This is a genomic window from Krasilnikovia sp. MM14-A1259 (assembly GCF_047159535.1).
Lineage (GTDB): Bacteria > Actinomycetota > Actinomycetes > Mycobacteriales > Micromonosporaceae > Actinoplanes.
On the sequence record NZ_BAAGAJ010000002.1, the window covers coordinates 423,237 to 445,247 of the forward strand.

Genomic DNA, 22,011 nt, shown 5'->3' on the forward strand with positions numbered 1-22,011 from the left:
GGCTGCGCGAGGCCGGGCTGATGGAGGCCCTGATGCAGCTCGCCGGAATCCGTGGCGAAGCCCCGGCAGAGCCCGGAACACCGCAGGTGGAGGCCATCGACGACCTGGACGCCGATGCCCTGATCCGCCTGGCCCTCGACAACGAGACGAACTGACGGTGACGACGCAAAATCTCAAGGGGCAGCGATGACTCAGCCGGCTGACAAGCTTCTCGAAGCGCTGCGTGCCTCCGTCAAGGAGACCGAGCGGCTCCGGCAACGCAACCGCCAACTCGTCTCGGCAGCCTCGGCGCCCCTGGCGATCGTCGGCATGAGCTGCCGCTTCCCCGGTGGCGTGACGAGCCCGGACGAGCTCTGGAACCTGCTCGCCGCGGGCGGCGACGCCATCGGGGGCTTCCCGGACGACCGGAACTGGGACGTGGAGTCCTTCTACGACCCGGACCCCGACAAGCAGGGTACGGCGTACGTCCTCGACGGCGGTTTCATGGCCGGCGCCGCGGACTTCGACGCCGGGTTCTTCGGTATCAGCCCGCGCGAGGCCATCGCCATGGACCCGCAGCAGCGGCTGCTGCTGGAGTCGTCGTGGGAGGCCCTGGAACGTTCCGGGATCGACCCGGGTGCGCTGCGCGGCACACCGACCGGGGTGTTCGTCGGCGTGGCGCCCTCGGACTACGTCGCCCAGCCGGGCCTGCACGAAATCGAGGGACTCGACTGGCACCTGCTGACCGGCGCCGCGACCAGCGTGATGTCCGGCCGCATCTCGTACCTGCTGGGCCTGCAGGGCCCCTCGGTGTCGATCGACACGGCATGTTCGTCGTCGCTGGTGGCGCTGCATCTGGCGGTGCAGGCGCTGCGGGCGGGGGAGTGCTCCCTGGCCCTGGCCGGCGGCGTCACCGTGATGATGTCGCCGGGGGCGATGGTCGGGTTCTCGCGCAACCGCGGCCTCGCCGCGGACGGCCGCTGCAAGGCGTTCTCGGCCGACGCGGACGGCATGGGCATGGCCGAAGGCGTCGGCATGCTCGTGGTGGAGCGGCTGGAGGACGCCCGCCGCAACGGGCACCGGGTCCTGGCGGTGATCCGCGGATCGGCGGTCAACCAGGACGGCGCCTCCAACGGGCTGACCGCCCCGAACGGGCCCTCACAGCAGAGGGTCATCCGGGCGGCGCTGGCCAACGCCCGGCTGACCACCTCCGATGTGGACGTCGTGGAGGCGCACGGCACCGGCACCACGCTGGGTGACCCGATCGAGGCGCAGGCGCTGCTGGCGACGTACGGTCAGGAGCGCCCCGACGGTCAGCCGCTCTGGCTGGGTTCGGTGAAGTCGAACATCGGCCACACCCAGCAGACCGCCGGTGTCGCCGGCATCATCAAGATGGTTCTCGCGCTGCAGCACGGCGAGCTGCCCCGTACGTTGCACGCGGATGTGCCGTCCCCGCACATCGACTGGTCGGAGGGTGATGTCCGGCTGCTGAACGAGCCGGTTGCGTGGCCGTCCGGTGAGCGGGTGCGCCGGGCGGGTGTGTCGTCGTTCGGGATGAGCGGCACCAACGCGCACGTGATCCTGGAGGAGGCTCCGGCGCCGGAACAGGTCCAGCCGGAGGCTGCCGTTCCGGTGGCCGGGGTCGAGCAGGGCGCGTTGCTCGGCGACGGTGTCGTCGCGGGCGCCTCGACCGCGTGGGTGGTGTCCGGGCGTTCGGCGCAGGGTTTGGACGCGCAGGTGGGCCGGTTGCGGGAGTGGCTGGCTGCCCGTCCGGAGCTGGCCGCGGCGGATGTGGCGTGGTCGCTGGCGACGACCCGGTCCGCGTTCGCGCACCGGGCTGTGGCGATCGGTGGTGATCTTGCCGCTCCGGCGGTGACAGGTGAGGCTCGTTCGGGTGTGCGGTCGGTGTTCGTGTTCCCCGGCCAGGGTTCGCAGTGGCTCGGCATGGGCCGCGACCTCGCCGCGGTGAGCCCGGTGTTCGCCGCGCGCCTCGCCGAGTGCGAGCGGGCGCTGTCGCCGTACGTCGACTGGTCGCTGACCGAGATGCTCTCGGGCGACGATCAGTGGACCGACGCGGATGTGGTGCAGCCGTTGTTGTGGGCGGTGATGGTTTCGCTGGCTGCGGTGTGGGAGGCCGCGGGTGTCAGCCCGGACGCGGTGGTCGGGCATTCGCAGGGTGAGATCGCCGCGGCCACGGTCGCCGGGATGCTCAGCCTGGAGGACGCCGCGAAGGTGGTGGCCCTGCGGTCGCAGACACTGAAGGCGATTTCCGGTGCGGGCGGAATGATGTCGGTCGCGTCGTCGGCCGCAGCGGTCGAGCCGCGTCTGGACGCGCGGGTCTCGCTGGCGGCCGTCAACGGCCCGGCGTCGGTCGTGCTGTCCGGTGAGCCGGACGCGTTGCAGGAGTTGCAGAAGGCGTTCGAGGCTGAAGGCGTCCGGGCGCGGATGGTCGCGGTGGACTACGCGTCGCACGGGCCTCAGGTGGATGTGCTGGAGCGGGAGATCCTGTCGGTCCTGGAGGGGATCAGTCCGCGGGCGGGTCGGGTGCCGATGGTGTCGGCGATGTCCGGCGACACGTTGACCGGCGCGGAACTCGACGCGGCGTACTGGTATGCGAGCCTGCGTAATCCGGTGCAGTTCGAGCGGGCGGTGCGGACGCTGGCCGGTGCAGGGCATGGCCTGTTCATCGAGGTCACACCGCACCCCGTGCTGCTCGGCTCGATCGGCGACACCCTTGAGGATGTGGCCGCAGACGCGACGCCCGGCGCCGTGTGCGGCACGCTGCGTCGCGACGACGGCGGCGCGACCCGGTTGCTGACATCGCTGGCGGAGGCGTTCGTCGCCGGCGCGAAGGTCGACTGGACCCGGGTACTCCCGGCCGCAGCCACGGTGGAACTTCCGACGTACGCGTTCCAGCATCAGCGGTTCTGGCCGGATGCGCCGAAACACTCGGTGAGCGGTGACCCGGTGTCGTTGGGTCAGTCCGCGTTGGGGCATCCGTTGCTGGGTGCTGCGGTGGAGCTCGCCGACGGTGAAATGGTGTGTACGGGCCGGTTGTCGGTGCGTACGCAGCCGTGGCTGGCCGACCACGCGGTGGGTGGGGTGGTGCTGCTGCCCGGCACCGGGTTCGTCGAACTGGCCGTGCGCGCCGGTGACCAGGTCGGCTGCGGAGTACTGGAAGAGCTGACCCTGCAGGCGCCACTGACCATCCCCGCCGACGGCGGCGGCGTCCAGGTGCAGGTGGTCCTCGGTACTCGGGACGGGCAGGGCCGCCGGGAGGCGCAGGTGTTCGCCCGCCCCGACGAGCCGGACACCGACTGGGTGCGGCACGCCACCGGAACCCTCGCTCCCGCAGCACAGGATGCGCCGGTGGACGCCGACCTGGCGGTGTGGCCGCCGCGCGGCGCCGAACCGGTGGACGTCGACGGCATCTACGCGGCGTTCGAGGCCGGGAAACTGCAGTACGGGCCCGCGTTCCGGGGCCTGCGCGCGGCATGGCGGCGCGGCGGCGACGTGTACGCCGAGGTCGCCCTGCCCGACGCCGTGGCCGCCGAGGCGGGCGCCTTCGGGCTGCACCCCGCCCTGCTCGACGCGGTCCTGCAGGCCAGCGCGCTGCTGACCGGCACCGGGACCGGGACCAGCAGCGGCGCCGGGACCGGGACCGGGACCGGCAGCGGCATCGGGAACGGCGCCGGCAGCGAGGCCACTGAGCCCGGCCAGGTTCGGCTGCCGTTCGCGTGGACCGGTGTCCGGCTGCACGCCGCGGGCGCCTCGGTGCTGCGGGCCCGGCTACGCCGCGACGCCCAGGGTGACTTGATCTTCTCGGCGGCGGACGCCACCGGTGGCCCCGTGGTGTCGGTCGACTCGCTCGTGACCCGCCCCGTCACGGTCGGCCGGCTGCACGCAGACGTGGACGCCGGTCTGCGAGACGCGCTGTTCGCGGTGGACTGGATCCCGGTCGGCACGATCGGCAGCGGCACGCTCGACGGCTGGGCGCTGCTCGGGGCGGACCGCTTCGGTGTCGGCATCACCCGGACGTTCGACCACGACGACGACCTGCCGCCCGCGGTGGTGACGTGCCTCGCCGGTGACAGCGCCCGGCGGCTCACCGCCGAAGCTCTGGAGCTGGTGCAGCGTTGGGTCGCCGACGACCGGCTCGAAACGGTGCCGTTGGTGGTGTTGACGCGCGGTGCGGTGTCGGCGGTGCCCGGTGAGGGCGTACGCGACCTGGCCGCCGCGGCGGCGTGGGGTCTGTTGCGGTCGGCGCAGTCGGAGAACCCGGGCCGGCTGATCCTGGTCGACCTCGACGGCGACCCGGGCGTACTGGCGACGGTGCTCGACACCGGCGAACCGGAGCTCGCGGTACGCGACACGGCCGTGTACGCGCGCCGCCTGGTCCGTCCCTCCGGTGAACTCGCGCTGCCCGCCGGGGCATGGCGGCTGGAGCCGGACGCCGGCGGCTCCCTGGAGGACCTGCGCGCGGTGGAGAACCCACAGGAGCCGCTGGGCGCGGATCTCGTGCGGGTCGCGGTCCGCGCGGCCGGGCTGAACTTCCGGGACGTGCTGATCGGTCTGGGCATGTACCCGGGTGGCGGCGTGCTGGGCAGCGAGATCGCCGGTGTCGTGACCGAGATCGGCCCCGGCGTCACCGGCCTGGCCGTCGGCGACCGGGTGATGGGCGTCGCCGCGGGCGGCTTCGGCCCGTCCGTGGTGACCGATCACCGGCAGGTCGTGCCTGTTCCGGACGGTTGGTCGTACACGCAGGCGGCGTCGGCGCCGGTGGCGTTCCTGACCGCGTGGTATGCCCTGGTCGTCCTGGCGGAAGCCCGGGCAGGTCAGAAGGTGCTGATCCATGCTGCCGCGGGTGGAGTCGGGTCGGCGGCGGTGCAGATCGCCCGTCATCTGGGGTTGGAGGTGTTCGCGACCGCGAGCCCGGCGAAGTGGCCGGTGCTGCGGGCGGCGGGTCTCGATGATGACCACATTGCCTCGTCGCGGGATGCCGGGTTCGCGGAGAAGTTCGCGGGTGTGGACGTGGTGGTCAATTCGCTGGCCGGTGAGCTGACTGACGCGTCGTTGCGGTTGGTCGCCGACGGCGGCGCGTTCATCGAAATGGGCAAGACGGATCTGCGCGACCCGGCGACGCTGACCGGCGTCCGGTACCGGCCGTTCGATCTCGGCGAGGCCGGCCCCCGGCTGCTGGGCGAAATGCTGCACCGGATCGTCGACCTGATGGACGCGGGCGAGCTGGCGCTGCTGCCGACCCGGGCATGGGACGTGCGCCGCGCCCGGCAGGCCATGCGGTTCATGTCGCAGGCCCGGCACACCGGCAAGCTCGTCCTGACCATCCCGGCCACCGAGGCCACGGCAACGCGGCGGGTCCTGGTCACCGGCGGCACCGGAACGCTCGGCGGCCTGGTCGCCCGGCACCTGGCCGAGTCCGGCCGTGCCGACAGCCTGCTGCTGACCAGCCGCTCCGGCCCGGACGCCACGGACGCGGCGGCGCTGAGCGCCGCGCTGGCCGAGCGCGCCGTCGCGGTGCGGGTCGTCGCCTGCGACGCCGCCGACCGCGACGAGCTCGCGGCACTTCTGCGTACGGAGAAAGCCCTGACCGGCGTCATCCACACCGCCGGAGTCCTCGACGACGGCGTGATCGGCTCGCTGACCGCGGAACGGCTCGACCTGGTGATGCGCCCGAAGGTCGACGGCGCGTGGAACCTGCATGAGCTGACCCAGCGGTACGACCTGGACGAGTTCGTACTGTTCTCCTCGGCCGCCTCTGTCGTGGGCGCCCCCGGCCAGGGCAACTACGTCGCCGCCAACGCGTTCCTGGACGCCCTCGCCGCCGAACGCCGCGCCTCCGGGCTCCCGGCCACCTCCCTCGCATGGGGCATGTGGGCGCAGCTCAGCGCGCTGACCGGCCGCCTCACCGACGACGAACGCGCCCGGATCGCCCGCGGCGTCGACGCCCTCACCGCCCAGCAGGGCCTGGCGCTGCTGGACACGGCGCTGACCCGGGACGAGGCGCTGCTGGTGCCGGCCCGGTTCGACCTGCCGAAACTGCGGGCCCAGGCGGCCGGGGCGGCGGACATCGGCCAGGTTCCGGCGCTGTGGCGGGCACTCGTGCAGCCCGGCGCGGCCCGGCGTACCGCCACCTCGGCGGTGGCGGGGGCGGACGGCCTGCGCGAGCAGTTGTCGGCCCTGTCGGCCGCCGACCGGCTCAAGACGCTGTCCGACCTGGTCCGTACGCAGGTGGCGGCGGTGCTCGGGCACGCCGGACCGGCGACGATCGAGGCCGGGCGGGCGTTCACCGACCTGGGTTTCGACTCGCTGACCGCGGTCGAACTGCGCAACCGGCTCAACACCGCCACCGGCCTGCGGCTGCCCGCGACGCTGGTCTTCGACTACCCCAACCCGAACGCTCTGGCCGCTCACCTGCGGGACCGCCTGGTCGGCGACGACGAACCTGCCGCACACCAGCCGCCGCCGGTGACGGCGCCGGTCGACGACGACCCGATCGTGATCGTCGGCATGGCGTGCCGGTTCCCCGGCGGCGTGGCCGACCCCGACGGGTTCTGGCGGATGCTCGCGTCCGGAACCGACGCGATCTCCGGCTTCCCGGACGACCGCGGATGGGACTCCGACGGCCTGTACCACCCTGACCCGGAACACCCGGGCACCATCTACACCCGCTCCGGTGGCTTCATGGGCGACGCCAGCGGATTCGACGCCGGGTTCTTCGGCATCAGCCCGCGCGAAGCGCTCGCCATGGACCCGCAGCAGCGGCTGCTGCTGGAGGTCTCCTGGGAAGCGCTGGAACGCTCCGGCGCCGAGCCGGGCGCGCTGCGCGGCAGCCAGACCGGCGTGTTCGTCGGCGGCTTCGCCACCGGGTACGGCATCGGCGTCGCGCTGGGCACCGAGGGCTCCGAAGGACACCTCACCACCGGCTTCGCCACGAGCGTGCTGTCCGGCCGGATCTCCTACACCCTCGGCCTGGAAGGCCCGGCGGTCACGGTGGACACGGCGTGTTCGTCGTCGCTGGTCGCATTGCATCTGGCCGTGCAGGCCCTGCGCGCGGGAGAGTGCTCCCTTGCGTTGGCCGGTGGCGCGACCGTGATCTCCACCCCGGACGGGTTCATCGGTTTCAGCCAGCAGCGCGGTCTGGCCGAGGACGGCCGGTGCAAGGCGTTCTCCGCTGACGCGGACGGCATGGGCATGGCCGAGGGCGCGGGCATGATCGTCCTGGAACGCCTCTCCGACGCCCGCCGCCACGGACATCCGGTTCTGGCCGTGGTGAAGGGTTCCGCGGTCAATCAGGATGGTGCGTCGAACGGATTGACCGCCCCGAACGGGCCGTCGCAGCAGCGGGTGATCCGGGCGGCGCTGGCCAATGCCCAGCTGGATGCGTCCGATGTGGACGTGGTGGAGGCGCACGGCACGGGCACCACGTTGGGTGATCCGATCGAGGCGCAGGCGTTGCTGGCGACGTACGGTCAGGAGCGCCCCGACGGTCAGCCGCTCTGGCTGGGTTCGGTGAAGTCGAACATCGGTCACACCCAGGCCGCGGCCGGTGTCGCCGGGCTGATCAAGATGGTTTTGGCCCTGCAGCACGATGAGTTGCCCGCGACGCTGCACGCGGATGTCCCGTCACCGCACGTGGACTGGTCGGCCGGCGACGTGCAGCTACTGACCGAGGCGAAGCCTTGGACGGCCGGTGCACGGGTACGCCGGGCCGGTGTGTCCTCGTTCGGCATCAGCGGCACCAACGCACACGTGATCCTGGAGGAAGCCCCCGCGGCCGGGGAGGCCCCCGAGTCCGAGGACCGGCCGCCGCTGGTCTCCGGCGCCGACGCGTGGGTGATCTCGGGCCGGTCGGCCGACGGTGTGTCGGGCCAGGCCGAGCGCCTGTGGAATTGGGTCACCGCGCACCCCGACCTGGCACCGCGGCAGGTGGCGTGGTCGCTGGCGTCGCACCGGTCCGCCTTCGAACACCGGGCCGTGGTGGTCGGTCGCGACCGCGACGAACTGGCCGCCGGCCTCGCCGACCTGAGCGGGCCGGTCGTCACCGGTGTGGCGCGTTCGCAGCCGGGGACGGTGTTCGTGTTCCCCGGCCAGGGTTCGCAGTGGCTCGGCATGGGCCGCGACCTCGCCGCGGTGAGCCCGGTGTTCGCCGCGCGCCTCGCCGAGTGCGAGCGGGCGCTGTCGCCGTACGTCGACTGGTCGCTGACCGAGATGCTCTCGGGCGACGATCAGTGGACCGACGCGGATGTGGTGCAGCCGTTGTTGTGGGCGGTGATGGTTTCGCTGGCTGCGGTGTGGGAGGCCGCGGGTGTCAGCCCGGACGCGGTGGTCGGGCATTCGCAGGGTGAGATCGCCGCGGCCACGGTCGCCGGGATGCTCAGCCTGGAGGACGCCGCGAAGGTGGTGGCCCTGCGGTCGCAGACACTGCGGGCGATTCGCGGTGCGGGCGGGATGTTGTCCGTTGCCGCGTCCGCCGAGACGGTCGAAACCCGTCTGGACGCGCGGGTGTCGCTGGCGGCCGTCAACGGCCCGGCGGCAGTGGTGCTGTCCGGTGTTCCCGGAGCCCTGGAGGAACTGAAAGCACGGTTCGAGGCCGAGGGCGTCCGCGCCCGGATGGTCGCGGTGGATTACGCGTCGCACTGCGCCCAGATCGACCCGCTGGAGCGGGACATTCTCGCCGCCCTGGACGAGATCAGCCCGCGGGCGGGCCGGGTGCCGATGGTCTCGGCGATGTCCGGCGACACGTTGACCGGAACCGAGCTCGACGCCGCGTACTGGTATGCGAGCCTGCGTCACCCGGTGCAGTTCGAGCGGGCGGTGCGGACGCTGGCCGGTGCCGGGCATGACCTGTTCATCGAGGTCACACCGCACCCCGTGCTGCTGGGCTCGATCGGCGACACGGTGGAGGACGCGGTCGTGACGGGCACACTGCGCCGCGACGACGGCGGCGCGACCCGGTTGCTGACATCGCTGGCCGAGGCGTTCGTCGCCGGCGCGAAGGTCGACTGGACGCGGATCCTGGCCCCCGCCCGTCCGGTGGAGTTGCCGACGTACGCGTTCCAGCATCAGCGGTTCTGGCCGGATGCGCCGAAACACTCGGTGAGCGGTGACCCGGTGTCGTTGGGCCAGTCCGCGTTGGGGCATCCGTTGCTGGGTGCTGCAGTGGAGCTCGCCGACGGTGAAATGGTGTGTACGGGCCGGTTGTCGGTGCGTACGCAGCCGTGGCTGGCCGACCACGCGGTGGGTGGGGTGGTGCTGCTGCCCGGCACCGGGTTCGTCGAACTGGCCGTGCGCGCCGGAGACCAGGTCGGCTGCGGGGTGCTGGAGGAACTGACCCTGCAGGCGCCGTTGATCATCCCGGCCGGCGGCGAGATGCAGGTCCAGGTCGTGCTCGGCGCCGACGACGGGCAGGGCCGCCGCGACGTGCAGGTGTTCGCGCGCCCGGCCGAGCCCGGCACGCCGTGGACCCCGCACGCCACCGGCCTGCTCGCCTCCGCCGCCCTCGACGTGGCTCCTGACCCGGACCTGGCGGCATGGCCGCCGCGCAGCGCCGAACCGGTGGACGTCGACGGCATCTACGCGGCGTTCGAGGCCGGGAAACTGCAGTACGGCCCGGCATTCCGGGGCCTGCGCGCGGCATGGCGGCGCGGCGGCGACGTGTACGCCGAGGTCGCCCTGCCCGACGCCGTGGCCGCCGAGGCGGGCGCCTTCGGGCTGCACCCCGCCCTGCTCGACGCGGTCCTGCAGGCCAACGCGCTGCTGACCGGCGCCGAGCCCGGTGAGCCCGGACAGGTACGCCTCCCGTTCGCCTGGACCGGCGTACGGCTGCACGCCGCGGGCGCCTCGGTGCTGCGGGCCCGGCTGCGCCGCGACGGACACGGCAACCTGATCCTCACCGCCGCCGACGCCGTGGGCGCCCCCGTGGTGTCGGTCGACTCGCTGGTGACCCGCCCGGTCGCCGTCGACCACCTGAGCGCGGGCGCGGATGCGGGCGTACGGGACGCATTGTTCGCCGTGGACTGGGTCCCGGTCACCCTGCCCGATGCCGAACCACCCGAGGACTGGGCCCTCGTCGGCACGGATCCGTTCGGAACCGGCCTGACCCGCACGTTCGACCACGCCGACGGCGACCTCCCGGGGGCGGCGGTGCTGTGCCTCACCGGCGACGGCGCGCGCAACGCCTGGCGGGTCACCACCGACGCGCTGGACCTGGTCCAGGCGTGGATCGCCGACGACCGACTCGAATCGGTGCCGCTGCTGGTGCTGACCCGCGGCGCGGTGCCCGCACTGGCGGGCGAGGACGTCACGGACCTGGCCGCGGCCGCGGCGCGAGGCCTGCTGCGCTCGGCCCAGTCGGAGAACCCGGGCCGGCTGATCCTGGCCGACATCGACGCCGGCACCGACCTGGCCACCCTGGCCGCGGCGCTCCACAGCGGCGAACCGGAGCTGGCGGTACGCGGACGCGTGACGTACGGCCGCCGCCTCGTCCGTCCCGCCGCGCCCGAGCCGGCCGCGATGCCCGGCGGGACCGGGACGGCGCTGGTCACCGGCGGCACCGGCACGCTGGGCGGGCTGGTCGCCAAGCACGTGGTGAGCACCGGCCGGGCGAGCGCGGTGACGCTGCTGAGCCGGTCCGGTCCGGCCGCCGCCGCAGCGTCGGGGCTGGCCGCCGAGCTGGCGACGCTGGGCGCCGACGTCCGCGTACTGGCCGGTGACGCCGCCGACCGCGGCGCCCTGGCCGCGGTGATCGGCGGATCGCCGCACCCGCTGCGGTCGGTGTTCCACACCGCCGGTGTCCTCGACGACGGTGTCGTCACCGCACTGACCGGGGAGCGGCTGGCCGCGGTGATGCGGCCGAAAGCCGACGCCGCATGGCACCTGCACGAGCTGACCGCCCACCTCGACCTGGACCACTTCGTCCTGTTCTCCTCCGCCGCGGCCGTCTTCGGCGCCCCCGGCCAGGGCAACTACGTGGCCGCCAACTCCTTCCTGGACGCCGTGGCCGCCCACCGCCGGGCGGCGGGCCTACCGGCCACCTCGCTGGCGTGGGGTCTGTGGGCCGACGTGAGCGGGCTGACCGGGCAGCTCTCCGATGGCGAACGGGCCCGGATGAGCCGCAACGGCATCACGGCGCTCTCCGCGCACGAGGCGCTGACCCTGATGGACCTGGCGGTCAGCCGGGACGAGGCCGTGCTGGTCCCGGCCCGGCTGGACGTGGCCGGGCTGCGCCTGCACGCCGCCCGCGGCGGTGACGTGCCGCCCCTGTGGCGGGCGCTGGTGGGCGGCCCGGCCCGGCGGACGGCCGCGTCCGCCGCCGCGGCGGCCGCGGACTCGCTGCGGCAGCGGCTGGCCGCATTGAGCCCGGCCGAGGGCGCCGCGGTGCTGCTCGAGCTGGCCCGTACGCACATCGCCGCGGTCCTGGGCCACGCCTCGGGCGACGCCATCGAACCCCGGCGTGCGTTCAGCGACCTGGGCTTCGATTCGCTGACCGCGGTCGACCTGCGCAACCGGCTGAACGCCGCGACCGGCCTGCGGCTGCCCGCCACGCTGGTGTTCGACTATCCCAACCCGGGTGCGCTCGCCGCCCACCTGCGCGAGCGGCTGCTGGGGGAGCAGGCGTCGGCCGCCTCGGCCACCGGCGCCACCACCGCCACCGACGACCCGATCGCGATCGTGGCGATGAGCTGCCGGTTCCCCGGTGGTGTGGCGGGCCCGGAGGACCTGTGGCGGCTGCTCGCCGCCGGGCAGGACGCCATCTCCGACTTCCCCGCCGACCGCGGCTGGGACCTGGAGGCACTGTACGACCCGGACGCCGCCCACCAGGGCACCTCGTACACGCGGTCCGGCGGGTTCCTGCGCGACGCCAGCGCGTTCGACGCCGGGTTCTTCGGCATCAGCCCGCGCGAGGCCCTCGCCATGGACCCGCAGCAGCGGCTCCTGCTGGAGCTGTCGTGGGAGGCGCTGGAACGCGCCGGGCTCGACCCGGCAGGCCTGCGCGGCAGCCCGACCGGCACGTTCGTGGGCGGCTACACCTCCGGCTACGAGATGGGCTTCACGGCCGACGACGACGAGGTCGGCGGTCACCTGATGACCGGCATCGCGACCAGCATCCTGTCCGGCCGGCTGGCGTACACGTTCGGGCTGGAAGGCCCGGCGATGACGGTCGACACCGCCTGCTCGTCGGCGCTGGTGGCGTTGCACCTGGCGGCGAATGCGCTGCATTCCGGCGAGTGCACGCTCGCACTCGTCGGCGGGGTGACCGTGATGGCCACGCCCGGCACGTTCATCGAGTTCGCCCGCCAGCGGGGCCTGGCACCGGACGGGCGGTGCAAGGCGTTCGCGGCCGAGGCCGACGGCACCGGGTTCTCCGAAGGCGCCGCCATCCTAGTCGTGGAACGGCTGTCGGACGCGCGCCGCAACGGCCACCCCGTCCTGGCGGTGCTGCGCGGCAGCGCACTCAACCAGGATGGCGCCTCCAACGGGCTGACCGCGCCGAACGGCCCCGCCCAGCAGCGGGTGATCCGTGCGGCGCTGGCCGGCGCGGGGCTGCGCGCCGACGAGGTCGACGCGGTGGAGGCACACGGGACGGGCACGGTGCTGGGCGACCCGATCGAGGCGCAGGCGCTGCTCGCCACGTACGGTCAGAACCGGCCGGAAGGCCGGCCGGTGTGGCTGGGTTCGGTGAAGTCGAACATCGGCCACACCCAGGCCGCCGCCGGTCTGGCCGGCGTCATCAAGATGGTGCTGGCGTTGCAGCATGAGCTGCTGCCCGCGACGCTGCACGTCGGCGAGCCGTCGCCGCACGTGGACTGGTCGGCCGGGGACGTCCGGCTGGCGACCGCGCCGGTGCCGTGGACCGCGGGCGGTCACGTCCGCCGGGCCGGGGTGTCGTCGTTCGGTATCAGCGGCACCAACGCCCACGTCATCCTGGAGGAGGCGCCGCCCGGGACCGCGCCTGCCGCGCCCGCGCCGCGCCCGGCGCCGGCCGCGGTGCCCTGGGTGCTGTCGGCGCGGACCGAGCAGGCGTTGCGGGCGCAGGCCGGGCGGCTGCGCGAGTTCCTGGTGGACCGTCCGGACCTGGGCGCGGTCGATGTCGGGTTCTCGTTGGCCACCACCCGGTCGGCGTTCGACCACCGGGCGGTCCTGACGGCTGCGGACCGCGACGGGCTGCTCGCCGGGCTGGCCCTGGTGTCGGCCGGTGTGTCGGCGGCGGGCGTGGTGACCGGCGCCGCGGCGGCGGACCAGAAACCCGTGTTCCTGTTCGCCGGCGACCCGGCGTGGCCCGCCGCAATGGCGACTGACCCGGCGTTGCCCGCCGAACTGACGACTGACCCGGCGTGGCAGGCCACGGCGACGACGCTGCTGGCGGAGTCGCCGGTGTTCGCGGCGTCGATCGCGGAGTGCGAGCGGCTGCTGACCCCGCTCGTCGGCTGGTCACTGACCGATGTGCTGCGCGGCCGGGAGGGCAGCCCTACGATCGATCGTGCCGACGTGCGCCGGCCGGTGTCGTGGGCGGTGCAGGTCTCCGCGGCCGCGCTGTGGCGTGCGGCGGGTGTGCACCCGGCCGCGGTCGCCGGGCACGGGCCGGGCGAGATCGCTGCCGCGCAGGTGGCGGGCGTGCTCTCGGCCGCCGATGCGGCCCGGATCGCCGTCCTTCCAGGACGGTCCGTCGACCCGGAAGAGCCGATCACGGTACGCCCGAAGCTGGGCACCGTGCCGCTGTACTCGCCGCGGGACCTGACCCCGGTCGACGGCACCGGCCTCGACCTCGCGTATTGGACCCGGGACACCGGGGCGGAACCGTCGTGGCAGGACCTCGTCGCGGCCGTGGGCGGCACCGGTGTGCCCGTCGACGTCGCCCCCGCGTCCCTGCACCGGTTCCTGAACGACCTGGCTGCCCTGCACGTGCGGGGTGTCGCCGTCGACTGGGCCGCGGTGCTCGCGGGCGGCCAACGGGTGGCCCTGCCCACCTACGCCTTCCAGCGGCAGCGGTACTGGCCGACCGTGACGGCCGGGCAGCCGCCCGCCGCCGCAACGGCGGACACACCGGGCGAACGGCGGTTCTGGGCCGCGGTGGACGACGGCGACCTCACCGCCCTGGCCGGGTTGCTGGGACTGGACGGGCGGCTGGCCGACCCAGTGCCGCTCGCACAGGTCCTGGCGAAGCTGTCCGCCTGGCGGGAACACGACCGGACCGGGACGGCCGTGGCAGCCCAGGACGACGCCGACGCCGGATCCCCACAGTGGATGCGGCAGCTGGCCGGGCTGGCGCCGGGCGAGCAGCAGGAGCGGATGCGCCTGATGGTGCGCGAGGGCATCGCCGACATGCTCGGGTACGAGTCGGTCGACCTGGTCGGTGCGGACGCCGACGTGTTCGACATCGGAATGACGTCCATGCTCGCCGTTCAACTGCGTGAAAGCATCACCGAACGCACCGGGGTAAGCTTGCCCGAGGGTTTCATTTACGATTTCTACTCCCCGGCTGCGATCGCCGATTTCCTTTGGGAGCAATTGTCGGCGGTGCTTCTGGAAGGCGATTCCACCGCCGTTTGAGGATTGCGCCCCCCGTCCCGACTTTCACGATGGGATCAACAAGTGTCGAACGGAAAGACGTGGAGTGTCGTCTCCACTTCGGAATCGAATCGCATCATCCTCGCCATCGACTTCCCGGCGGCCGGCCGGAACGAGGCGTCCTTTGACGACCTGACGAAGAAGATGGGTTCCGCCTGGGCCGGGTACGGCGTTCTGCAGACGGTGCCGCCGACGGTCCGGATCACCGACCGGCCGTCCGGTGACTTCTACACCGAACACTGGATGCAGGGCGTCGAGTGGGAGAAGTACGAGGTCGTTGTGGTGATGGGCTACTGCGTCGGCAGCGTCTACGCCGCCGAGATCGCGCAGCGCCTGACCCGCTGGCAGGCCCGTGAGCCCGAGATCCTGCTGTTCGACCCGCAGCTCACCGACAGCCAGCTGCTGGCCGCGGAGATGCACAAGATGATCGGCATGGCCGGGGCGGTCTTCACGGCCGACGAGGCCGACCAGGCCCGGCAGCGGGCGACCCGGATCGTCGAATCGCCCTCCGCGGCGTTGTACGATGCCGCCTCGGAAATCGTCGAGCTCTACCGCGAGATGGCGACCATCGCATTCCAGCGGATCGGCCTGAACGACAATCTCAGAGACGATGTGGTCCGCCTCTTCGAGTCGTACATGACGTGGCTCGCCGCGGCCGCCCAGGTCGACCCGAGCGAGGGTTGGAAACGGTCCACCGCGATCACCTCCGCCGACTACGCGGTGATGGAGAACCGGGGCGACACCACGGTCCTCAACGCCGTCAAGACGATCGGCCGGCGATTCCCGCTGGACGTCGGCCACGCCGAGCTGATGCGCTCCGCGCAGGCGGTCGAGGTGCTGCAGCGCCACGCGGACTTCCTGGCGTCATGACACTCCCTGTGTCAACCTCAGGCAACGAGCAAATCGTTTTGTCCGGGTTGGATGAGGCGTTTTGCGTTGCCGTGCCGGGCGGGGTCGTAGGCGGTGCGGTTCTGCCAGCAGCGCCAGATGACGCGGATCCAGGCGCGGGCGAGTACGCGGACGGCGTGGGGATGGTCGTGGCCGCGGGCTCGGGCGTCGGTGTAGACCTTCGCGGCCCATGGGCTGGCGTGGCGGCTGTTGTCGGCGAAAGTGGTGACCGCGACGCGGAAGCGCTTGTTGCAGGCCCAGCGGAAGTGCACAGCTCGGTGTCGGCCGGATTCCTTGGTGACCGGGGTGGCTCCGGCCAGCGCCGCGATGGCGTCGGGGCTGTCGTAGGCTTGCCGGCAGTCGCCCCACTCGGCGAGTATCTGGGCGGCGTTGATCTGACCAGACCTTGGCAGCGACGTGAAGATCGGCGCGTCTGGGTGCTCTCCGAGTGTGGCGATGGTGCTGCGGTCGAGGTCCTTGAGTGCGCCGACCATGGCCTTCAAGATGGTGACCAGGGCGAGGACCGTGTCACGGACCGCCTCGCAGAGCGTCTCGTCCAGGGTGCCGGCGGGTGCGCCGCGCAGCCGGGCCAGGAGTTGCTCGGCGGGGCGCCGGCCGCAGTAGCCGTGCTTGACGCAGAACGCGGCCAGGCGTTTGACGCCCAGGTGCTGGGCGTGGCGGGCGGTCGGGTAACGGGTCAGGAATTCCAGGGCGATCGGCGATTCCACGTCGGCGAAGATCGCTTTGGCGCCGGGCCAGTGCGCGTCGAGCAGCGCGGACAGCTGGTTGGTGGCCGCGACGCGCATCTCGACCAGGTCACCACGGGTGCGGACCACGGTGCGCAAGGCCTTGGTCTGCGCCGAGTACGGGGTGGCCAGGTGCAGCCGGTGCCGACGCAGCCGCAGATACTCGGCGATGACTTCGGCGTCGCCGGCGTCGGACTTTGCGCCGGAGAGCACCTCGGAGTCGCGCCACGCTTTGATGGCGTTCGGTTTGACCGGCACCACCGGGTGGCCGGCTTCGAGCAGCACGTCGACCAGGCGGCCGTCCGGGCGTTCGATCCCGACTGGCATGGTCTCGGGCTCGCCGATGCGGGCCAGCCGCCGGGTCAGGCCGGCCAGGCCGTCGGCGGTGTGCTCAATGGTGAACGCGGCGATCTTCCGGCCGGCTTCGTCCTGCACGCACACGGCGTGAGTCTCGGCGGCCCAGTCGATTCCGACGAAGAAGGATGCTCCTTCGACGTTGAGAGACAACACAACTCCTACAAACGCTGGCAGCGACGTGACTCGACGAGCGGGGCTGACGGCCGGGTGGTCACTAACCGGCGCTCTACGGCGCATCTCCCTGTTGCCGGTCAGGCAGCCCCGGCAAGGCCCGGGAGTGGCGGTGTCATGAAGGCCCTCGAAGGGCGACCGCACCAAGCCATCTCCCGAACCTCGCCGAGATCGACAAGACCCTACTTCCAAGATCCTGTCGAAGGGATGGTGCCCTAGTGACCGTCGACGCCACCGCGGACACCGCGGCCACCGGCAAGGAGAAGGCGCTGTGGCTGTTGGAAAGGCTCGTCCCGGGCACCGGTGTGAACAACCTCGGGCTCGCCCTGCGCGCTGACGGCCGGCTGCGGCCCGACGTGCTGCAGGCAGCCCTGGCGATCATGCTGGACCGGCACGAGGCTCTCCGTACGGTGTTCCGCGCGGGCGACGCGGCGGACCTGTTCAAGTGGATCGTTGCGGCCAGCGACTTCCGGGTGCCGTTCGAGTCGATCGGCTCGTCCGACGCGCCGGTGCAGGAGCGGCTGGTCGCGTTCACCGACCGGCCGTTCGCGCTCGACGGCAGCCCCCTGGTCCGGGCGGGGCTGGCGGCCGAACCCGACGGTGACGTCCTCTGCATCGCCGTGCACCACCTGGCGTTCGACATGGTGTCGATGGTGCTGTTCCTGCGCGAGTTCATCGGCGTGTACGAGGCGATCCGCGGCGGGCAGCCGATCCCGCCCGCGGCGCCCGCCCCGGCGGCCGTCGCACCGTCCGAGTCGCGGCCCGAGGATGTCGCGTACTGGCGGGCCGCGCTGAGCGGCCACGTCCCCGGCGGCCCCGGCGTGTGGTTCGCCGACGCCCGCCACCGCAGGCCGGTGATGCCGGGCGGCACGGCCCGCCACACGCTGTCCGCGGACGCGCAACAGGCGCTGCAGAAACTGCCGCGGGCGTGCCGGGCCCCGGTGGCCGCGGTGCTGCTGGCCGCGTACGCCGCCCTGCTCGCGTCGCACGGCGCCGGGCTGGACATCGTCATCGGCTCCCCGGTCGACGTGCGCGGCGCGAACTCGGCCGTCATCGGCTACCACGTCAACGTCGTGCCGTTGCGGCTGCACGTGGACCTGTCTGCCGGTTTCCGTGACCTGGTCCGCCAGGCGCGCGACGCGTTCCTCGGGGCGATGGCGCACGCCGGGTTCTCCGTCGACGAGCTGGGCGCCGAGCTCGGCGCGTCCGGGCAGAACCCGCTGTTCCGGCACCTGTTCAACTTCCTGCCGACCGCGTCGCCGGGCGAGTTGTCGATCGCCGGGATGCCGGCCCGGCTGGTGACGGTCGACAACCCGTACAGCAAGTTCGACCTGGAGCTGGTCGGCACGCCGTCGGCGTCGGAGATCTGGTTCCGGTACGCCCGCGACGTCCTGTCCGCCGCCGACGTCGAGACGCTGCTGCACCGGTTCGAGGCCGTACTGATCGCGGCCGCGCGGGACGCCGACGAGCCGATCGGCGCGACCGCGAACTGGACCGACGGCGACCCGCGGGCCGAACGGGAGACCGCGAACGGCCCGGACACGCCGGAACCGCCGCTGGACGCCGAGTTGCTCGCCGTCCTGATCGGACTGTGGAGCGAGCTGCTCAACGTCGAAGCGGACGCCCACACCGGCTTCTTCGAGGCGGGCGGCCATTCCCTGCTGGCGGCCGTGCTCGCGCAGAAGGTGGCGGACCGCACCGGGATCTCGGTCCCGCTGCCCGAGATCTTCGAGAACCCGAGCCCCGCCGCCCTCGCGGCGCGGCTGCGCGCGTGACGCACGTCCGCGACCCCCACCCCACCGCACATCACGAGCCAGGAAGACGACATGAGCACTGAATTCGGGGAACACCGCCTCGCCGTGGTCGGCGCGGGCGTGATGGGTACGAACATCTCGGCGCTGGCCCTCGGCCACGGCGTGCCGGTCGTCCTGGTGGACGTCGACCAGGCCACGCTGAAGACCGCCACCGCGACCATCAAGCAGAAGCTGCGGCACGCCCAGCTGCTCGGTGTGCTGCCGGAAGGCCGCGAGCAGGGCACGCTGACCACCACGGTCAACCTGCTGGACGTGGCGGACGCCACCACGGTCGTCGAAGCGGTCGTGGAGATTCCCGAGGTCAAGAAGAAGGTTCTCGGTACGGCGTCGTCGATCGTCAGCCCGGGCACCACGCTGATCTCCAACACGTCCTGCATCTCGATCGACGAGATGGCCCCGTGGGTGGACCGCCCGCAGGAGCTGCTGGGCGTGCACTTCATGAACCCCGCGTACATGATCAAGATGGTGGAGGTGATCCGCGGGTCGAACACCGACCCGGCCGTGCTGGCGGCAGCCGTCGATCTGCTCTCCGTCCTGGGCCGCGAGTCGATCGTCATCAACGACTCGACCGGCTTCGTCATCAACCGGCTGCTGCACCCGCTGATCAACACCGCCGCGATGCTCGTCCAGGAAGGCGTCGCCTCCGCCGAGGACGTCGACAACCTCCTCGAAGGCTGCCTCGGCCACTCCACCGGTCCGCTGCGCACCGGCGACCTGATCGGCCTGGACAACCTGGTCGACTCGCTCAACGTGCTTTACAAGGCCCGCGGCGACGAAAGCTGCAACCCCTGCGAGCTGCTGCTGCAGAAGGTGCGGGACGGCCACCACGGCCGCAAGTCCGGAAAAGGTTTCTACGACTACGGAAAGGTCGCCTGATGACCGCGGAATCGATCGCCTCGACGCTGACCGCCGAGAGCATCAAGGACGAACTGCTCGCCTTCCTCGGCGAGCGCGTCAAGACGACGGTGGAGCCGGACCAGGACCTGTTCGCGTCCGGTCTGGTGTCCTCGCTGTTCGCCATGCAGCTCGTCGTCCACCTCGAGGAGAAGTACGACATCGCCATCGTCGGCCCCGACCTGAAGCTCGACAGCTTCCGCACGGTCGAGACCATGACGAGCCTCGTGCTGCGCCTGCGGGAGTCCGACGGCGATGCCTGAGCTGGAGGGCGAACACGCCTTCGTCGGTGAACTCGTCGGGGACCGGGCCGCGGCCTGGGACGTGTCCGGCGAGCTCCCGCTCGACCTGCTGCACAAGCTCGGCGCCCGGGGCCTGCTCTGCGCCGAGGTGCCGGCCTCCTTCGGCGGCCGCGGCGCGAGCAGCCTGGAGAGCGGCGAGTTCACCGCGTACGTCGGAAGCCTGTGCAGCTCGCTGCGCAGCGTGATGACCTCGCATGGCATCGTCGCCCACACGGTCCGGCGCTTCGGCGACCGGACCCAGCGGCGGCGGTTCCTCGCCGAGCTGACCGCCGGGAAGATCGCGGGCGTCGGGTTCAGCGAACCCGGCGCCGGCAGCGACCTGTCCGCGATGCAGACCCGCATCGAACCCGACGGCGACTCGTTCGTGGTCAACGGCGAGAAGAAGTGGCTCACGGTCGCCCGCTACGCCGACTACCTGCTCGTCCTGGGTCGCCACGGCGACGCGGCAGCCGCCGCATTGATTCCCAAGGACACGCCCGGCGTGCAGCTCACGCTCGTCGAGAACCCGATGGGCTGCCGCGCCGCCGGCCACGCCGACGTGCGGTTCGACAACGTCCGGATCCCCGCCGAGTACGTGCTGGGCGGCGGCGGCCAGTCGATGTCGATGCTGTTCACCACGGCCCTGTCGTACGGGCGGATGTCCATCGCGTGGGGCTGCGTCGGCATCATCCGGGCCTGCCTGCAGGCGGCCGGTACACACGCCCAGAACCGCTCCCAGGCCGGTGTGGCGCTCGCCGAACACCAGCTCGTACGCCGGCACCTGGCCGAGTTGTTCCTCGCCGAGCAGGCGTCTACCCGGGTCTGCGAGCACGCGAGCCGCCGCTGGGATGCCGCCGCACCCGACATGGGCGTCATGGCGGTGCTGGCGAAGCACACCAGCGCCACCGGCGCCGCCCGCAGCGCCGCCACCGCGGTCCAGCTGCTGGGCTCGGCCGGCGCGCAGGACGGGCACGTGGTGGCCCGCGCGTTCCGCGACGCCAAGCTCATGGAACTCATCGAGGGCAGCAACGAGATCAGCCAGCTGATCCTGGCCGACCACGTGCTGTCCGTCACGGGCTGACCGCACAACCGACGACCGTAGTGGTGACCGGAGGACCTCATGGCTGCGAAGCCGACCATCGTCAAATGCCTGATCTGGGACCTGGACAACACCGTCTGGGACGGAACGCTGCTGGAGGACGCGCAGGTCGAGCTGCGACCCGGCATCCGGGACGTGATCGTCGAGCTGGACGCCCGCGGCGTCCTGCACTCGGTCGCGAGCAAGAACGACCATGACATGGCCTGGGCGAAACTGGAGCAGCTCGGCCTGGCCGAGTACTTCGTCCACCCGCAGATCGGCTGGGGTCCCAAGTCGGACTCGGTCGCCACGATCGCCAACGCGCTGAACTTCGCGCTGAGCACCATCGCGTTCATCGACGACCTGCCCACCGAACGCGCCGAGGTGAATTACCACCATCCCGAGGTGCGCTGCTACCCGCACGATGTCGCGAGCACGCTGGCCGAACTGCCGGAGTTCAGCCCCGAGGTGGTCACCGTGGACGCCCGCCGGCGCCGCGAGATGTACCAGGCCGGGTTCCGCCGCGACGCCGAGAAGGAGTCCTTCCGCGGCGCCGACGAGGAGTTCCTGCGCAGCCTCGACCTGGTCATGGCGATCAAGCGGGCCGACGAGGACGACCTGTCCCGGGTCGAGGAACTGACGCTGCGGACCAGCCAGATGAACGCGACCGGCGTGCACTACTCCGACGCCACGCTCCGGGAGCTGCTGAACGACCCGAACCACGACGTCCTCACGGTCACGCTGACCGACCGTTTCGGCCCGCACGGCGCCGTGGGCGTCCTGCTGCTGCGCTACCACCCCGAGGTGTGGAACCTCAAGCTGCTCGCGACGTCCTGCCGGGTGGTCACGTTCGGCGCCGGGGCGGTGCTGCTCAACTGGCTCATCGACCAGGCCGCACAGGCCGGGGCGCACCTGGCCGCGGACTTCCGGCAGACCGACCGCAACCGCATGATGGACATCGCCTACCGGTTCGCCGGGTTCACCAACGACACCTGTGACTGCCTCACCGGTCTCGACGAACTCGCCGACGACCGGGTCCAGCGCCTGCACCTGCTGCCGGCGCCGCGCCCGGCGGCCACCACCATGACGGTCAGCTCGCCCGAGCTGGCCGCCGACCTGGCCCGCCGCGTGGACAGCGCGGTCCGCTGACCCCTGACACCGGATGCGGGCGACCGCATCCGGTGTTCTCCGCATCTCCCCGACGTTCGCGCGGC

7 protein-coding genes and 1 pseudogene are annotated in these 22,011 nt (G+C 72.3%); 7 read left to right on the forward strand and 1 reads right to left on the reverse strand.

The window, feature by feature from the left end:
- Positions 1-219 precede the first annotated feature (219 nt).
- A pseudogene (locus ACMCNK_RS01885) lies at positions 220-14,487 on the forward strand (SDR family NAD(P)-dependent oxidoreductase); the annotation flags it as partial.
- 105 nt (positions 14,488-14,592) lie between these two features.
- A complete protein-coding gene (locus ACMCNK_RS01890; RefSeq protein ID WP_412734626.1) occupies positions 14,593-15,438 on the forward strand; it encodes a hypothetical protein in 846 nt (281 codons plus the stop codon).
- A 17-nt stretch (positions 15,439-15,455) separates the two neighbouring features.
- Here ACMCNK_RS01890 and ACMCNK_RS01895 read toward each other — a convergent pair whose 3' ends face one another.
- Positions 15,456-16,709: an IS110 family transposase gene (locus ACMCNK_RS01895; RefSeq protein ID WP_412734627.1), complete on the reverse strand. Its 1,254-nt coding sequence runs from the start codon at positions 16,707-16,709 to the stop codon at positions 15,456-15,458.
- 239 nt (positions 16,710-16,948) lie between these two features.
- On the opposite strand from ACMCNK_RS01895, the gene ACMCNK_RS01900 reads away from it, so the two are divergent.
- Genes ACMCNK_RS01900 through ACMCNK_RS01920 form a run of 5 tightly spaced genes read left to right on the forward strand, consistent with a single transcriptional unit; the run spans position 16,949 to position 21,946 of the window.
- Positions 16,949-18,505 carry a condensation domain-containing protein gene (locus ACMCNK_RS01900; RefSeq protein ID WP_412734628.1) on the forward strand — a complete coding sequence of 519 codons (1,557 nt, stop codon included), beginning with the start codon at positions 16,949-16,951 and terminating at the stop codon, positions 18,503-18,505.
- A gap of 51 nt (positions 18,506-18,556) precedes the next feature.
- Positions 18,557-19,420 (forward strand): 3-hydroxyacyl-CoA dehydrogenase family protein, encoded by an 864-nt coding sequence (locus ACMCNK_RS01905; protein ID WP_412734629.1) that lies wholly within the window; start codon positions 18,557-18,559, stop codon positions 19,418-19,420.
- Complete coding sequence (locus tag ACMCNK_RS01910) at positions 19,420-19,701, forward strand: acyl carrier protein (protein ID WP_412734630.1); 282 nt, start codon at positions 19,420-19,422, stop codon at positions 19,699-19,701. The genes ACMCNK_RS01905 and ACMCNK_RS01910 overlap by 1 nt, the downstream gene beginning before the upstream one ends.
- Positions 19,694-20,800 carry an acyl-CoA dehydrogenase family protein gene (locus ACMCNK_RS01915; RefSeq protein ID WP_412734631.1) on the forward strand — a complete coding sequence of 369 codons (1,107 nt, stop codon included), beginning with the start codon at positions 19,694-19,696 and terminating at the stop codon, positions 20,798-20,800. Before ACMCNK_RS01910 ends, ACMCNK_RS01915 begins: the two co-directional genes overlap by 8 nt.
- 39 nt (positions 20,801-20,839) lie before the next feature.
- The gene (locus tag ACMCNK_RS01920; RefSeq protein WP_412734632.1) at positions 20,840-21,946 is read left to right on the forward strand and encodes an HAD-IIIC family phosphatase; all 1,107 of its coding nucleotides are present in this window, start codon (positions 20,840-20,842) and stop codon (positions 21,944-21,946) included.
- The last annotated feature ends 65 nt before the right edge of the window (positions 21,947-22,011 follow it).

What these genes read in the sequence shown, in the direction of transcription:
- ACMCNK_RS01905 (WP_412734629.1), top strand. Translation starts at nt 18,557, where the DNA reads ATGAGCACTGAATTCGGGGAACACCGCCTCGCCGTGGTCGGCGCGGGC.
- ACMCNK_RS01920 (WP_412734632.1), top strand. Translation starts at nt 20,840, where the DNA reads ATGGCTGCGAAGCCGACCATCGTCAAATGCCTGATCTGGGACCTGGAC.
- ACMCNK_RS01910 (WP_412734630.1), top strand. Translation starts at nt 19,420, where the DNA reads ATGACCGCGGAATCGATCGCCTCGACGCTGACCGCCGAGAGCATCAAG.
- ACMCNK_RS01915 (WP_412734631.1), top strand. Translation starts at nt 19,694, where the DNA reads ATGCCTGAGCTGGAGGGCGAACACGCCTTCGTCGGTGAACTCGTCGGG.